Source organism: Shewanella sp. NKUCC06_TVS (assembly GCF_019345515.1).
In the GTDB taxonomy this organism is placed as follows: Bacteria; Pseudomonadota; Gammaproteobacteria; order Enterobacterales; family Shewanellaceae; genus Shewanella; species Shewanella oncorhynchi.
Genome location: NZ_JAHKQX010000003.1, coordinates 239,836 through 255,117 on the forward strand (window position 1 = coordinate 239,836; position 15,282 = coordinate 255,117).

12 protein-coding genes are annotated in these 15,282 nt (G+C 46.7%); 5 read left to right on the plus strand and 7 right to left on the minus strand.

Features of this window, described 5'->3' with window-relative positions; translation table 11 throughout:
• Positions 1–183: 183 nt before the first annotated feature.
• The gene (locus KO531_RS04915) at positions 184–1,047 is read left to right on the plus strand and encodes a hypothetical protein (protein WP_028760263.1); all 864 of its coding nucleotides are present in this window, start codon (positions 184–186) and stop codon (positions 1,045–1,047) included.
• Between the two features lie 132 nt (positions 1,048–1,179).
• On the opposite strand, the gene KO531_RS04920 is transcribed toward KO531_RS04915, so the two are convergent.
• Positions 1,180–2,802, minus strand: a complete 1,623-nt coding sequence (locus tag KO531_RS04920; protein ID WP_219250520.1) for a M28 family metallopeptidase — start codon at positions 2,800–2,802, stop codon at positions 1,180–1,182.
• 210 nt (positions 2,803–3,012) lie between these two features.
• Between KO531_RS04920 and KO531_RS04925 the strand changes: the two genes are divergently transcribed.
• Entirely contained in the window at positions 3,013–4,038 is a 1,026-nt protein-coding gene (locus tag KO531_RS04925) for a GGDEF domain-containing protein (protein ID WP_028760265.1), read from the plus strand.
• Between the two features lie 105 nt (positions 4,039–4,143).
• Here the strand turns inward: KO531_RS04925 and KO531_RS04930 are convergent, their stop codons facing one another.
• The 3 genes from KO531_RS04930 to pdsO all read right to left on the minus strand — a co-directional run bounded on the left by KO531_RS04930 (position 4,144) and on the right by pdsO (position 8,098).
• The gene (locus KO531_RS04930; protein WP_028760266.1) at positions 4,144–4,851 is read right to left on the minus strand and encodes a class GN sortase; all 708 of its coding nucleotides are present in this window, start codon (positions 4,849–4,851) and stop codon (positions 4,144–4,146) included.
• A 10-nt stretch (positions 4,852–4,861) separates the two neighbouring features.
• Positions 4,862–7,180 (minus strand): marine proteobacterial sortase target protein, encoded by a 2,319-nt coding sequence (locus KO531_RS04935; protein ID WP_219250559.1) that lies wholly within the window; start codon positions 7,178–7,180, stop codon positions 4,862–4,864.
• An 87-nt stretch (positions 7,181–7,267) separates the two neighbouring features.
• A complete protein-coding gene (pdsO, locus tag KO531_RS04940; RefSeq protein WP_219250521.1) occupies positions 7,268–8,098 on the minus strand; it encodes a sortase-associated OmpA-like protein PdsO in 831 nt (276 codons plus the stop codon).
• Between the two features lie 258 nt (positions 8,099–8,356).
• On the opposite strand from pdsO, the gene pdsR reads away from it, so the two are divergent.
• From pdsR to KO531_RS04955, 3 genes are all read left to right on the plus strand, one after another.
• Positions 8,357–9,049: a proteobacterial dedicated sortase system response regulator gene (gene pdsR / locus KO531_RS04945; RefSeq protein ID WP_006081337.1), complete on the plus strand. Its 693-nt coding sequence runs from the start codon at positions 8,357–8,359 to the stop codon at positions 9,047–9,049.
• A 93-nt stretch (positions 9,050–9,142) separates the two neighbouring features.
• Positions 9,143–11,302 carry a proteobacterial dedicated sortase system histidine kinase gene (pdsS, locus tag KO531_RS04950; RefSeq protein ID WP_028760269.1) on the plus strand — a complete coding sequence of 720 codons (2,160 nt, stop codon included), beginning with the start codon at positions 9,143–9,145 and terminating at the stop codon, positions 11,300–11,302.
• 229 nt (positions 11,303–11,531) lie between these two features.
• Positions 11,532–12,731 (plus strand): cystathionine beta-lyase, encoded by a 1,200-nt coding sequence (locus KO531_RS04955; RefSeq protein WP_219250522.1) that lies wholly within the window; start codon positions 11,532–11,534, stop codon positions 12,729–12,731.
• Positions 12,732–12,889: 158 nt separating this feature from the next.
• On the opposite strand, the gene KO531_RS04960 is transcribed toward KO531_RS04955, so the two are convergent.
• From KO531_RS04960 to yegD, 3 genes are read right to left on the minus strand one after another with little or no spacing between them, the layout of a single operon-like run.
• Positions 12,890–13,378 (minus strand): CreA family protein, encoded by a 489-nt coding sequence (locus tag KO531_RS04960; protein WP_173496577.1) that lies wholly within the window; start codon positions 13,376–13,378, stop codon positions 12,890–12,892.
• A gap of 48 nt (positions 13,379–13,426) precedes the next feature.
• Positions 13,427–13,774: a hypothetical protein gene (locus tag KO531_RS04965; RefSeq protein WP_219250523.1), complete on the minus strand. Its 348-nt coding sequence runs from the start codon at positions 13,772–13,774 to the stop codon at positions 13,427–13,429.
• 37 nt (positions 13,775–13,811) lie between these two features.
• Entirely contained in the window at positions 13,812–15,275 is a 1,464-nt protein-coding gene (gene yegD, locus KO531_RS04970) for a molecular chaperone (protein WP_219250524.1), read from the minus strand.
• Positions 15,276–15,282: the final 7 nt, after the last annotated feature.

A 15,282-nucleotide genomic window follows, 5' to 3' on the forward strand; every position in this document is an offset into this window, starting at 1 on the left:
TTCATTCAACCTCACGAGAACCAGCCCTACTTTTGTTTTGAATCACAATTTTTTGCATTTTTTAAAACATTTTGTTCACATTGAAAAATTTGCTGTTAAACTCCAAATGTTGTTTTTTTATGGCACTAAATTCTGACCTTATCGCTAAACATAATAAGAATAATGCAGGAGTCACTCCTTAACATGTCGATCCGCCTATTACCCCTAATCATAGCGTCACTGCTCAGCACTCAAGTGCAAGCCGATGATTTTACTATTCAGTTAGGCGGCTTTTATTCGCAATCAGACACCAATATGGAAGTCACTAACCCTATTTCGGGTAATAATTTCACCTTAGATTATGAGTCCGATCTACAACTTGCAGAAAACGAATTTTTACCCTTTATCGAGTTAAATTATCACTTTAACGAACGACACAATATCTACCTAGACTGGAAACAGCTTCATCGTAACGCCGAAACCCAAGCCTTAACGAAACCCTTCCAGCTCGAGATTAACGACACCATTTATGATATCAAAGCAGGCGGTAATCTAAATTCAACCTTAAACATTGATGTACTGCGCTTCGGCTATGGCTATGATGTATTTCAAGGCAGTAACTATGATGTCGGTCTATCACTTGGTTTACATACTATGTTTATCAAGACAGGTTTTGAAGGGGTGATTGGTGTTTGCGCTTCATCGGAATTACTCAATAATGTCTGCGGTAGCCAAGCAATTCCGCGCATTGTTGACGAAAATGTCACTGCGCCACTGCCCGACATTGGCATATATGGTCAGTATGAATTTGTTCCCGGTTGGCAAATCACCAGCCATGCACAGTATTTTTACATCAAACTCAATGATGTCAAAGGCGAACTGGTTGATATTAAAGTGGGGGTTAATGCACAAATCACCCCAAACTGGCGTATGAGCGTGGCCTATAACTACTATAAAGTTGACGTTGATATCGCCCAAAATTCGCCGAATAAAGATACTCAAATCGCCGATTACAACATCTATTACAATTTTATTGGCCCTATGCTTTCTATCAGCTATTCCTTTTAATTCTATAAAAATCTCTTCCCATATTGTATTAAACACCCCTTCTCGCTCAAACAGTTGCCCGAACCCTAGCCCAAATTAGTGCTAAAAAATAAGGGCGCCTACTGGACGCCCTCATGATCCAACCCATTAAACCTATTTACGGCCATCCTGCTCACGTTTGGCTTTAAAGTCTGATGATTCAAGCCAATGGGGCCAATCTGAACCATTCGCTAAAGTGGTTATCATACTGGCGATCAAGTCTAGGTCTTGACTTACGCCCTCCAACGTCCAATTTGGATCATAATCATCGGCTCCTTGGTGATATTTATGCGCAATATAGTCAGGATCTGTATCCCCAAGACTCATAAATAACAATCCTGGTACACCTTGCTGGGCCAGCGCAAAATGGTCTGATCTAAACATCAATCCATTCTGTGGTCTTGGATCCGCTTTTACCGAACGGTCTTGGGCTTTGGCGGCTTTATCTAAGTATTGCTCCAACTCAGATACCCCTTCCCCATAGCGCAAAATGTAATCCACGCCTTTATTTACATTCATGCCATCGATATTTAAAAAGGCGACGATATTTTTGGTTGGCACACTGGGATGCTGAGCAAAATGCTGTGCACCAATCAGGCCCGTTTCTTCTGCAGTAAAAGCACTGAAGAGCACCGAGCGATCCAGTGGCGCCGTGCTAGCTTGCTGTTTGAAGTAACGCGCTAACGCTAAAACCCCCGCCACACCGCTGGCATTATCGACCGCTCCGTTTAAAATCTCTGACTTACCGTCTTCAATCACAGTGCCAAGGTGATCCCAATGGGCATGCATCATCACCACTTCCTCGGGGCGCGTTTTACCGGGCAGTAAAGCCGCAACGTTATGGGACTCGGCGCGTTCAATTTTATTGTTTAACGTGAGCTGCGCGCTCAGCTTAAGTGGGATAGCCTTAAAGTTTGGCTTGGCTGCTTGCCGTTTTAAGTTATCGAAATCCAATCCCGCTTTGGCAAAGATTTTTTGTGCGGTTTCGTGCTGAACCCAGCCCATCACGCCCACTTGACCTTGGTTATTATTGGCATCGACCAGAGTAAACTTAGTGCCCGTGTTGGAGTTTTGCACCACTCCCCAGCCATAGGCGGCAGGCGCTGTTTCGTGAACAATAAACACGGCCTCAGCGCCTTGACGCGCCGCTTCCTCATATTTATAAGTCCAGCGACCATAATAGGTCATAGCATTGCCTTTAAATATTGTTGGATCTTGGGTCGCAAAGCCGGGGTCATTCACGAGTACGATGACCGTTTTGCCTTTTACATCTAACCCTTGATAATCATTCCAGCCATATTCGGGTGCATTGATACCATAGCCAACAAATACCACATCGCTTTTATTCAAGCTGATTTTTTCGGCGATTCTTTGGGTTCTCGCGGTAAATTCACTGCCATTGGCAAATTTAAGTCCGCCGATATCAAGCTGCATGTTTTGATCGGCACTAATTTGCGCCAAAGGAACCGCCTGTAAATAGCTATCGCCAAATCCGGGTTTGAGACCCATATCTTTAAATGCTGTCACTAAATAGTCTAAAGTTAAGGTCTCACCTTCAGATAAGGGCGCGCGTCCCCCAAAAGCATCGCTCGCTAAGGTTTTCACATCGGTTCGGTATTGCACGAGATCGAGACTTTTCACAAATGCCGTTTCAGCAAAGACAGGTAATGAGATAGTGGCCAACAGACTTGTGGTTATGATTAAATTTTTCACAACTTTCTCCCAAGTTATTATCATTATTTGGTTTTAAGGATAGACTTTACCATATCATCTTTAATTTATGATGGAAGTCTTAGCGCAAACGGAGTCGCTGCATCCAAGAGTAAACGGTAATCATGTCTCCATCTGACCGATATTCTTGTCGTTGACCTAAATCTGACTGCAACAGAATAAAAAATAGCGAAAATTTTAAAATATCCGTGTATTTTCATTGAGTAAGGTAACAATATGTCGCTAGAGTTATTACAAGCTGCTGCACTGAACCTCAAAAAAGCAGTGCCTCTGATGCTCAAACATAAAATTCCGACCACACCCGTCAACTATGCGCTTTGGTACACTTATGTTGGTGAACAAAATCCCGAATTAAATCAACAACTCGATACTGTTATTGCCCAATACAACACTTGCCCTCCAGTCAGTAGCGAAATCTTGTATCGCCAATATGTTGCCGACCCAGTTGAACTCGATGTCAGAGAAATGCGCCAAAATCTGGATGCTATGGTGACTGAGCTTTCCCAATCACTCAAAGATACCAATCTAGATGCCAATGACTTCCAGTCGCGTATCGAAAGTAATTTTGAAAAGCTCAACCGCATCGAAGACGAAGGCTTTAGCGTCGAACAAGTACTCGATCTGGTCCGCAGCTTAGTGAAAGAGTCGGACAATATTCGCTCGAGCACAGAGTTCTTTACTGGTCAGCTGCAGAAGGCTCAAACCGAAATAGACGCACTAAAGAAAAAACTTGAACAAACAGAAAAAGACGTTCTCTACGATGCACTGACGGGCTGCTTTAATCGCCGCGCCTTTGACACTGATTTTGCAGGAATGATAGCCCAAGCCCCCTTAGGCACTTGTGTGATCTTGGCCGATATCGACCATTTTAAAGTGTTTAACGACACCTATGGCCACCAACTCGGCGACCAAGTGTTACGCGCCGTGGCGAAACGACTACAGGAATCCTGCCGCGATGGCACGAAACTGTATCGTTTTGGCGGTGAAGAATTTGCGATTATTGTCCCTAAAAGTCAGCTACGTATCGCAAGGCAACTGGCCGAAGCTATGCGCCGTGGACTCGAAAAACTCAGTTTAAAAGACAGACGCAAAGACGAACGCATCAATAATATCAGTGCTTCCTTTGGCGTCGCCCAATGGCAAGAAAAACAAACGGGTATGCAATTGATTGAAGCGGCAGACAAATTACTTTATGAAGCCAAACGCTTAGGACGAAATCGTGTGCTGCCTATCAGTAACTGATGGTTATAACTTAGCCTGAAGCCGATAATTCAGCTTCAGGCTAAGATGATTAACAAAATAGCATTTTTTTGAAAGCTAAGTGAATGATTTAAATTAGATTTCAGATTAATGTTTGAAACTGCGTGAAACAGTTCCAATATTCCCTTGCACGCCACTCCCTATTGAAACGGATGCATTCGTACCGTGTGTTTCCATCGACTCATTTTCGACGGGGATCGCCTGCACCACAAACCGCAGTTCAGCACCACCTTGAAGTGAATCGAAGGGATAACACGTAATTAACGTTAAGCGATTATCATCGGATGGCGCCATAAATTGAGTTTCGGTTTCATGTACGACCTGAGTCGCCACCACTTCATAAATAATGTGATTGCCTTTAAGCGTTTGTAACGATAATCGACGCCCCACCGCCATGCCATTAAGTATCGCAAAATGCGTGTCCCTGTGGCCGGCAATCACAGTATTGCCTTTTTGCCCCGCTGGCGCACTGGACAACACCAAACTCGGACCAAAGGCCAAATTGCGCCCAGAAGCCCCCGCAAGAACGTATAAACTGTCATTAAGCTCTGCTTCAATATTGTTGTTCGCCGCCACTTGCTCACGATGAATAGACAGCTTTGCCACGGGATAAGTATCCGCCCATGACCAAGGCTTATGGGATTGACCATCAGCCAAGGTTTTAGTCCACGCCTGTTCAATCAAATACTGGGCAAAGTGTGCTTTAGCTTGCATATAGAGTCCCTTTCCTAACAATGTTGCGCCAATTAAAAATAATCCCACCACTAAAAATCGCTGTGTTCTGCTTTTGCTCATCGCGCTTAACTCATCGTTCACTGGTAAGTGCCACCAAGGCCGCCTTCTCTTCCCGTCTTTGTCGAAGAATCGATCCCGTAAGAATCAAAGCGAGTAGCAAGGTCAGTGCACCTAATAACATATCCAAACGGCTTGACGTCGCGGTTTGCGGCAAGGCTCCAAAAGGTTGCCAACCTAAGGGCAAGTGTTGACGAACCACGGCATCACGGCTCATTGCAGTTGAGTCAATTGGGGTTAAGTCCACCGCCACTAAGCTGGTATAGGCGCTGACTAAGTGATAATTCATTGATAAGGCCGTCACTTGCTGTTTGACCTTGTCATCATTCGCGCCATTTTTACTCAACTCCAATGCACCAATCTGTTTACGCGCCCACAGTAAGTCTAAACCCGCACCTTGATGGGTCATCAATCCTGCAGAGTTATCCTGCAGCGAGAGCGACTGTTGCCAGTTTTGATGCCCTTGGCGTCCTGAAATCACTAACTCCTGTGGCTCACGGGCGCTGCGCTTTAAACTCACGAACACTGGCTCACCGCGGTACAGATCAGCAATCGGTGATGGCCAGTAATCGGGCACACTGCCATCATCAAAACGCACTTGAATATCGGTTAACACCGGATATTGAATTTTGCTCAGTAAGGCACTGATCTTCTCATCGACTTCATCCACTTTGCCAATATAGGTAAAAGTGCCACGACCGAGTTCAGCCGCCCTTTGCATAAAGTGAGAATTAGGCGCCGAACCTATGCCGACAGTAAATAGTCGGCTTTCACCTATTTGATAACGGATCAAATCAAATAACGCTTGTTCATTGCCCACAGAGCCGTCGGTCATAAAGATCACTTGGCGCAAAGGCTGCGTTGCATCAAGCGATACACTGCCCAAGGATTTTGGCAAGGCAGCGTCCAGTGCTAACGCCATTTCAGTGCCACCATCGGCCTGTAAACGGCTCACAAACTGACGGGCCCGTGACAAATTCGACGAAGTCCCCGGTAATGACACTGTTGAGAACTGAGACAAACTGGAGTTAAATTCGATAATGTTAAAACTGTCCTCCGGCTTCAGTCCTTTTAACGCGTATAACAGTGCATTTTTAGCTTGAACGATAGAATCCCCCGCCATAGAGCCCGAAGTATCAATCACTAAAATTAATTCACGGGGCAAACTCGGCTGAGTACTCTTTTCAACCTTAGGAGGCAACACCATGACGAGACTGTAATTATCATCATTTACGCCGCTGGTTTTACTTGTCTCAAGTGTATCCTGAGACAGATTTTCGCCATCAAGCTTATGGGTTTGACCTTGCTGATTAAACACCCAAGCCATTGGGCTAGTGCCCTGCTGTACTCGCCATTGCAGCACAAAATCACGATTAGCGGGCACACGTTGCGCCAGCGATACATCGACCGCGCCGCTGTTGTCTTGCTTGAGTTTGATGTCATGGTAAGGACTCTCAATGGACGCTTTATCAACCCCTTTTGCGAGTAAGACTTGAATGTCTGCCTTCAGCACAGGATCGCGTCCACTGGCGCCGTCCCGCACTGGTGCCACAATCCGGTCAGCATCAAACACCTGCGAACTTGTCACTCGGCTTGATTGGCGCACCTGTGCCATAGGATCATGTGAGTCGCTAGCACTTGAATCCGATGTTAATCCCGGAATATAACGGGGCGCGACCACCAGCGGAAAACGTAAACTAAACAAACCATCTTCATATTTAATGGTCTCCTGATAGCTGATTTCTACAATCAGCTCCTCTTGAGGTGCTAGGTTTGCGACTTCGGTCGTGAACATATTAGGCCGCTCTTGGCTCACTAAGCTGGCACGTTTGCCTTCAGCTTTCGCTTGCTCAAAAATCTGCTTGGCATCGGCCTTAGGATGAATTTGCCCTTCGATCACTCTCTGGCCTATATGTAATCGCAACGAATCCACCGCAGCCTCATTGGGCAGCGGGAACAAATATTGCCCATTCAACACAAATTCAGTATTGTTGCGAAAAACCTGTTTCACGCTCACGCGATTACTTAAGCCAGATACTTGCATCGACACTTGTGTATCGAGCGGCAAAGATGGCACCCAAGCACCGCTCGGCTGACGATAAAGTAATAATCCCTGAGTAATGTCATCGTAATTAATGATGTGTGACTCTGCCGTTCTGTGAGCACTATTTTGCCCGACCAATGCCGAAGCCATATTCTGTGGCGCAGATAATGTGCCGGTACTATTCGGCGAAGCCAATGCCACAAAGGGCAAACCCCAACACACGGCGGCACTAATCAGCAATACCGCTACCGCTTCACTCACTTCTTTTACCCTTTTCCCTGTGATCATCACAAAGGCTTCCTCTATTAACAAATATGAACTGATGTTGGTTGTCGTTAATATGAACGACATAAAATGGACTGCTTAAATTGACCGCTAGTCAGCAGAGTGCCTTGCCGTCAAGGCCAAATGAGGCTGTAGTGTTAATGTCACGCGGCGGTCGAACACATCTGATTCTCTGTCTTGGTCGGCTTGCAAAGGCGATAAAGCGCCAAAGGCTTGAGTGGTCATGCGCTCGGCAGTGACGCCTTGCTTAATCAGGTAGCCACGCACCTCCAGTAGACGCTGCTCAGAAAGGGCTTGGTTGTAACTCTCATCACCACGGCGGTCTGCATAGCCCTTCAGCTCAAGATTGAGTTCTGGTGACAAATTCATCACCTCAGCCACATCATCTAATTGAGGTAAAAAATGCGATTCAACCTCAGAGGAACCGGTACTAAACTGTACGCTAAGCCCCAAGGCGAGTTCACTGAGCAATTGACGTTGCGCTGACAGCAACTCATCAAGCTCTTGCTGCGCCTTGGTATATTCGCTCGCCCGTTTTTCGGCGGCTTGCTGTTTTACACTCCACTCGGATAACTGGGACTCTTGCAAATGGATCTGTCTTTGCTGAACGTGCAGTGTGTCTGTATCGCTGACTGATTTGCCAATTAAGGTGCCAGTGAACGCACCAATAATAGCCCCCACTGGACCACCGACTAACGCCCCTACTAAGGCTCCACCACCGAGGCCAATTAGGGCTTCCGGTTGTTCGTCCTCGCTTGCGTATTCGTCATCCATCGCGATACCGCTAGCATAGGCATCATTTTCTAGGGTGAGGTCTTGTCCTATCACTTGGTTTTGCAGTGAAACCCGCGCCGACACACTGGCTACAGGTGCGCTTAATAAACTCAAAACCAATAGATTAATTAGTGTCTTTTTCATCATCTCATTCCTTTTTGATTATTAGCTGAGCTTGGACTCGTACCTGAAGCAATCCACTCAACACCACATCAGGTCAAACGGGTACAAAACTGAATGGGGCTATTAAACACAAGTGGAATGGCATGAGCAGGGATGGAAGATGGCAATACAACTATCAATTGTGGCAACAAAATGGCAATTACATTTGTGGCCTTTTTTCTCGGGTAAAATCCTGTATAGTCACGAAAACTTACTCCCCCAAGTCAATAGGAATACGGCTCTATGAAGCGTATCGCCATAGTGGAAGATGAAGCGGCCATTCGCGAGAATTACAAGGACGTGCTGCAGCAACACGGTTACAGCGTGCAAACCTACGCCGACAGACCATCGGCCATGCTAGCCTTTAATACCCGTTTACCGGATTTAGCCATTATCGACATCGGCTTAGGTAATGAAATTGACGGCGGCTTTATGCTATGTCAGTCATTGCGCGCCATGTCGAGCACACTGCCGATCATCTTTTTAACCGCCCGTGACAGTGACTTTGATACTGTGTGTGGCCTGCGTTTAGGCGCCGATGATTACTTGAGCAAAGAAGTGAGTTTTCCCCATTTAACCGCACGCTTAGCCGCATTGTTTCGACGTTCTGAACTTGCGGCCAGCCAAACGGCGCAGGAAAACTTGCTCGAACGTGGCCCACTGACCATTGATGCCAACCGCATGCAAGTCTATTGGAACCAGTTACCAATCGAGCTTACCGTAACCGAATTTTGGATGGTGCATGCGTTAGCCAAACATCCTGGCCATGTACGCAGTCGCCATGAATTAATGCAAGAGGCTAAAATCTTTGTCGATGACAGCACTATCACCTCCCATGTGAAACGCATTCGCAAAAAGTTTATCGCTACCGCGCCAGAGTTTGATTGTATTGATACTGTCTATGGTATGGGTTATCGCTGGGACAGCTTAGCCTGATCTATGGCTTAACCAACCTTTAAGCGCGCGGTGTTGAACCAGATAACCTTGGATGAATGAACTTTTAAACCCATTAATGCTGATCCCTAACTTATGACACGTTTCCCCTTTGGTCTACGCACTAAAGTCATCGGCCTTAGCCTGTTCTTGCTCTGCCTTCCTTGGCTGGGGTACCAATATGTGTGGGAAATGGAAAAGTATCTTCGCCACGGCCAAGAACGCACCTTAGAAGGCACCACTCAAGCACTGGCCACTGCGCTGCACGAGCGGCCGAAATTGTTCGATGGGCAAGCGAGTTTTTTAAAGCAAGTGGAAAAAAGCCGCGATCTATACGCCTATCCACTGGCGGGGGCGATTCTACTCGACGGCAAACTCAACGAATGGCAGGAATATCAGCACAGATTTATCCAATACGGTGAGGCGCACCAAATTATGCGTGCCGATCCGAACGCTCCCCTGACCTTAAGCTTTACCCACATGGTCGGCCAATACGATGGTTATCTGTATGCTTTTTTTCAAGTCATTGATCCAACCGTGGTACTGCGGGGTAAAAATGCCCTAAGTGTTGATAGAAACGATCATCTCTCGATTGCGACACTCGCGCCCGACAATAAATTCAAACGCTATATCGTTGCCACGACTCAACCCGGCTGGATCAGCGCCTTCGAATTACCCGCTAATCCTAAGCAAACTGTGCCTGTTACACCTGAGGTGCGTATCCAAGGACAATGGGCAACGACAGATGTGGGCTACAATGTCGAGCTGCGTATTCCCTTAGACATGGTCGGCAGCAAACTCGGATTTGCCATTGCCGATGTCAACGACAGCAAATACCGTGATGTCGCTGCAGTTGTCGGCACCTCGGCCTTAGATACGGTCGACAATCTCGGCACTGTGCTGGTACCATCACCGGAAATTGAAAGTATTATCAAAGGCATGAGCCACTATAGCTCACGTATTTGGGTGGTCGATAAACACGGTCGCGTACTGGCAAAATCCGGTGACATTCGCGCTAATGACAGTGTATGGACCCGCACCTTAGAAGATGAAAAGAGCACCGCGCTGTGGGATACCTTCAAGCGTGATTATCTGCATCCGCTGTACTATAAAATTCTCACTAAACCGCCCAAAGACTTTATTGATTCCTTACAAGATTCCACCGAGCTTGACGGCAGTCATATCCAAAAAGCCCTCGCGGGTCAGCAAAGTTCGACTTGGCGGTTAACCCCAGACAACAAAGCTGTGGTACTCGCCGCTGCGAGCCCCATTTGGATTGATAACAATGTGATGGGGGCCGTCGTCGCCGAAGAAACCACCCACGGAATTCGAACCCTACGCAACCGAGCGCTGGAAAAACTCTTTAACGTGATTTTGACCATAATGAGTATGGGCACCTTGGCGCTGTTCTTCTTCGCCTCGAGTATTTCTAACCGCATCCGTAAATTGCGCGATGAAGCCGAAAATGCCATCGACAGCCAAGGCCGTGTGCGTAATCACCTCAAACCGTCGAAGGCTCGGGATGAAATTGGCGATCTGTCCCGTAGCTTCTCTAGCATTGTGGGGAGACTGGGGCAGTACACTCACTATCTAGAAAACATGTCGTCGCGCCTGTCCCATGAGTTACGTACGCCCGTGGCTGTGGTGCGTTCATCCCTTGAGCATTTAAACCTGCAGACCTTAGATAAAGACACGCAAAAATATGTCGACCGCGCCCAAGAAGGTGTCAGCCGCTTAAGTATGATTTTAAACAACATGAGCGAGGCAACACGCCTAGAGCAGAGTTTAACGCAGGCCGATATCACTAAGTTCCCACTCTCCCAAGTGGTCAGCGGTTGTATGCAAGGTTATCAAATGACCTATCCAGAACAAGGCTTTAGTGTGAAAGTGCCCGAGCAACCACTGATGATGCAAGGGGTGCCAGAATATATCGCCCAGTTAATGGACAAACTTATCGCCAACGCCATTGAGTTTTGCCATAAAGACAGTGCTATCGAAGTCACGCTCACCCAAGTGGGTAAGCAAGCAACTCTGCTTATCAGTAACTTAGGGCCTGAACTGCCCATTGATATGTCGGAGCAGATTTTCGATTCCATGGTGTCGGTACGGATAAATCAAGCCCAAGATAAACCCCACCTAGGCTTAGGTCTGTATATCGCGCGATTGGTCGCCGAGTTCCACCAAGGACAAATCCTTGCCCGTAATCGCAGCGAACATAATGGTGTGGATATCCTTGTTACCTTACCTTTAAATTAAGAACATACGGCCTTTAAGTTAAGCGTGTTACAGCTTTTAAGCCCTGCGTCATAATCTCAACAGCTAAAATACAGGAGGCCAATAACATGAGCCAAACTCATCACGCGCCTCCTGTCATTTATGCGTGCAGATGCTAAGATGACCGCCATAACAATCGATAAGAAACGCCAATTATTCTCCCAAATTGTTCAACCTATTCGTTCAACCTAAATGCCAAGGTAATGATCCAATGACAGATAAACATCATCAAGCCACCCAAATCGTCAGCTTAGGTCGAGACAAAAAATGGACCAAAGGCGTGATCAATCCGCCCGTCTTTCGCGCTTCGACTATCGTATTCGAAACCATGGATGAAATGCGCCACGCCGCGAAAAATAAAACCAATGGCGAGATGTTTTATGGCCGCCGTGGCACCCCAACCCATTTTGCCTTTCAGGCTGCGATTGCCGAACTAGAAGGCGGCGTCGGTACGGCGCTGTATCCTTCTGGCGCTGCGGCGATCAGTGCGGCGCTACTGTCATTTTTAAAAACGGGCGATCACCTATTAATGGTTGATAGCGTGTATGAGCCGACGCGGGATCTGTGCACCCATATTCTCGGCGGTTTTGGTATCGAAACCACTTACTACGATCCGCTGATTGGCGCAGGCATTCGCGACCTCATTCGCCCCAATACTAAGGTACTGTTTTTAGAGTCTCCGGGCTCCATCACCATGGAAGTGCAAGATGTACCGACCTTGTGCCGCATCGCCCACGAACATGGGTTGATCACTATGCTGGACAACACTTGGGCCTCGCCCATCAATAGCAAACCCTTTGAAATGGGTGTAGATATCTCAATTCAAGCGGCGACCAAATATATCGTCGGTCACTCAGATGTGATGATAGGCACGGCCACGGCCAACGAAAAATACTGGCCACAATTACGTGAACACAGTTATTTGATGGGACAAACCACATCGCCAGACGATGTGTACCTTGCTGCCCGCGGCCTACGTACCTTAGGCGTGCGTATGGCGCAACATGAAAAAAATGCCCTGCAAGTGGCCAACTGGTTGAAAACCCGGCCAGAAGTCGATCATCTACGTCATCCCGCGTTTGATACATGCCCCGGGCACGAATTCTTTAAACGCGACTTTAGTGCCTCCAACGGCTTGTTCTCCTTTATCTTAAAACAGGGCAATGACGATGCGGTCACCGCACTGGTTGAAAATATGAGTCACTTTAAGATGGGCTTTTCTTGGGGCGGCTACGAGAGTTTAATCCTCGGTATTTTCGGTATTGAAAAAATCCGCTCTGCAACTCAATGGGATGCGAGCAAACCTTTGATCCGTTTACATATTGGTTTAGAAGATCCCGCTGATTTAATCGCCGATCTCAGTGCTGGGTTTGAACGCTTTAACGCAGTATTGGCGGCCAAAGCTAAGTAACGATATTTAATGTGCTAAGTGCTAGCAGAATATAAAAAAAAGGGGCGGAATAAATATTCTGCCCCTTCTCTTATCGGTACTGATACAAATACGAATTTTTATTGCAATATCATTATGCTTATCGCAAATAAACCGCTAAACCATAAACTCTACAGCGATTAATTCGCTTTCGCTCCAATGCTTAATGCAGGATCGACCCAAGCCGCAGAGCCATAAAGCGGCACTGTTGAGAGCGCATGTTTATGGCTACCATTGGTCTCTTTCGTCGAATAGGACAAATACAACAGAGTCTGATTTTGCGCATCATAAATTCGGCGCACTTTTAATGACTTAAATAAAATACTCAGGGACTCAGTGAAAATCACTTCGCCGTGTTTTCCCATGTCTATCTTCGCCAGATCGGCCGCAGTAATTGGCCCAGTTTGACGGCAACTGATCCCCATATCGGACGGATCAGCAAAATCTAAATTGGCTTCGATACGACTGATATGGCAAGTCACCCCAGGTATTTTAGGATCGTTTTTAGCATCAATAATCACATCTTTAGTGGTAAAAAGCCCTAAGCTCACCTTACCCACATCGTCACCACAACCCGCAAGCAATAAACCTACAGAGGCCGCAAACGCACACTTCAACAGAGTTTTCATTATTACTTCCTAAATATTACGAACTAAGTAAAGTATAAAAAAACAAAACTATCTCTTACGGATTTCAAGTGTGACATCTGGCGCATCTTCCCAGTTAATGGGTTTAATATCAGTGACACAAGAAACGCCTGGACGAGTACTTTTATAGGAATTTACACCTGTAACTTTACCATCGAAAAACCAAAATATACGGTAATCATGATAACCAAAACCAGACCCAGTTTTACAAAATTGCCATGCCTCATTCTTTCCTTGGAACTGACGATCATCAGGTGGCCCCATAATATTAAGCACTTGTTCCTTGGTATCTCCAGCATTAACTAAAATAGATTGCTTATCGAGTGAACCACAACCTGAAAGTATGATGAAGATACCTAACAATAAAATTCGATACATAATAACTCCCTGTTATATATTTAAATTCTAAGCTAATTCATTTTGCAAATAGCTTTTGTGCCCAGCGGGTTAATCCGGCTGTCACTGAGCCAAAGTGATCGCCGACCACGACCGGAATATCGGGATAGATACCAGCGATTTTCGCATAAATCGCAGGGCTTCGTGCCGTACCACCCGTCACATAAATCACATCGGGTTTACACTCTGCTTCAGCGGATAAATCCTCTGTTGCTGAGCGGTTTACCGCGACATTTGTTGCAGCCAAAGTTTTTGCAGCTTGCGTGAGCGCTTGGTGCATCAGGGCTTCCACTTTCGTCAGCGACGGCTCAATGGCATTTTCAAACAATTCACGACTCACACCCGCGTGCAGCGCCGCTTCGATAAAATCCAGATTAACATCAGTATTATCGGTATCTGACAGCGCAATTTTCGCACGCTCGGCTTGGCGAACCAGTTGATAGCTTAACTGCTGCTGTTGCACCTTTAACAATCGCTTCAGTAACTGTGGCTGCTCGGCTTCTTTCACCAATTCATCAATCAATTTACGGCTACTTAAGGTACTGAATTCTCGCTGAGCGCTAATATCATTCACTGCTACCGCATTCCAAAAGGTTTTACTGGGCATAGGTTTGCCATTGATCATCAAGGAACCTAAACCAAAGTGCGGCATAAAGGCATTCATTGCAAGGGCGATATCGAGATCGTTACCGCCGATACGCTGACCACTATGGCCGAGGAAATCTTCACTGCGATCCGCTTTTTGTTTATGGGCGGGTCCCATTTTTACCACAGAGCAGTCTGTTGTACCGCCGCCTACATCGACGACCAATACCGTTTTGTTGTCGGTCAAGGTCGCTTCATAATCCATCCCCGCCGCTAACGGCTCGAACAGAAAATCAACATCGATAAAACCCGCGCGTTTTGCCGCTAAGGTCAAAATAGCTTCGGCCTGACGGTTACTCTCTTCACCGCCTATGCCTTGAAAGTTCACCGGACGACCAATAATCGCATGGGTGATCATCGCAGTGCTACCCTGTTTCACAAGGTCTTTTTCAACTAACACAGATTCGGCGCGCACTTTAATGTGCTGCATCATCAAGGTAACAATATCTTCAAACAGGGCAACTTGTTCGGGTCTAAGCCCTGTCGCGCCTAAAAAGGATTTTGGCGAACGGACATAGAATCCCTCCTCCGGCATCTCTAAATACGCGCTCACCGCCTGCTCGCCAACAAATACAGCCTGAACATCGGCATCGAGATCTAACTCATGGCGCACCATACGGGCACGACTCAATTGCGCGGCGCGCTTTTTGGCGTAATCGGCTTTCAATTCAGTGGGAAGGCCACGATAAACCGCCTCGGCGATCAGTTCTCTGTCCATCGCGTATAAGGTCGAAGGCAAATAAGCTGATTGCTCTGATAACGCCAATAACTGCACACCATCATCCAGCATGATCCCCACGGCGCAGTTAGCACTACCATAATCAAATCCAACAAACATACCTTCT

What these genes read in the sequence shown, in the direction of transcription:
- KO531_RS04915 (WP_028760263.1), top strand. Translation starts at nt 184, where the DNA reads ATGTCGATCCGCCTATTACCCCTAATCATAGCGTCACTGCTCAGCACT.
- KO531_RS04920 (WP_219250520.1), bottom strand. Translation starts at nt 2,802, where the DNA reads ATGATAATAACTTGGGAGAAAGTTGTGAAAAATTTAATCATAACCACA.
- KO531_RS04925 (WP_028760265.1), top strand. Translation starts at nt 3,013, where the DNA reads ATGTCGCTAGAGTTATTACAAGCTGCTGCACTGAACCTCAAAAAAGCA.
- KO531_RS04930 (WP_028760266.1), bottom strand. Translation starts at nt 4,851, where the DNA reads ATGAGCAAAAGCAGAACACAGCGATTTTTAGTGGTGGGATTATTTTTA.
- KO531_RS04935 (WP_219250559.1), bottom strand. Translation starts at nt 7,180, where the DNA reads ATGATCACAGGGAAAAGGGTAAAAGAAGTGAGTGAAGCGGTAGCGGTA.
- pdsO (WP_219250521.1), bottom strand. Translation starts at nt 8,098, where the DNA reads ATGATGAAAAAGACACTAATTAATCTATTGGTTTTGAGTTTATTAAGC.
- pdsR (WP_006081337.1), top strand. Translation starts at nt 8,357, where the DNA reads ATGAAGCGTATCGCCATAGTGGAAGATGAAGCGGCCATTCGCGAGAAT.
- pdsS (WP_028760269.1), top strand. Translation starts at nt 9,143, where the DNA reads ATGACACGTTTCCCCTTTGGTCTACGCACTAAAGTCATCGGCCTTAGC.
- KO531_RS04955 (WP_219250522.1), top strand. Translation starts at nt 11,532, where the DNA reads ATGACAGATAAACATCATCAAGCCACCCAAATCGTCAGCTTAGGTCGA.
- KO531_RS04960 (WP_173496577.1), bottom strand. Translation starts at nt 13,378, where the DNA reads ATGAAAACTCTGTTGAAGTGTGCGTTTGCGGCCTCTGTAGGTTTATTG.
- KO531_RS04965 (WP_219250523.1), bottom strand. Translation starts at nt 13,774, where the DNA reads ATGTATCGAATTTTATTGTTAGGTATCTTCATCATACTTTCAGGTTGT.
- yegD (WP_219250524.1), bottom strand. Translation starts at nt 15,275, where the DNA reads ATGTTTGTTGGATTTGATTATGGTAGTGCTAACTGCGCCGTGGGGATC.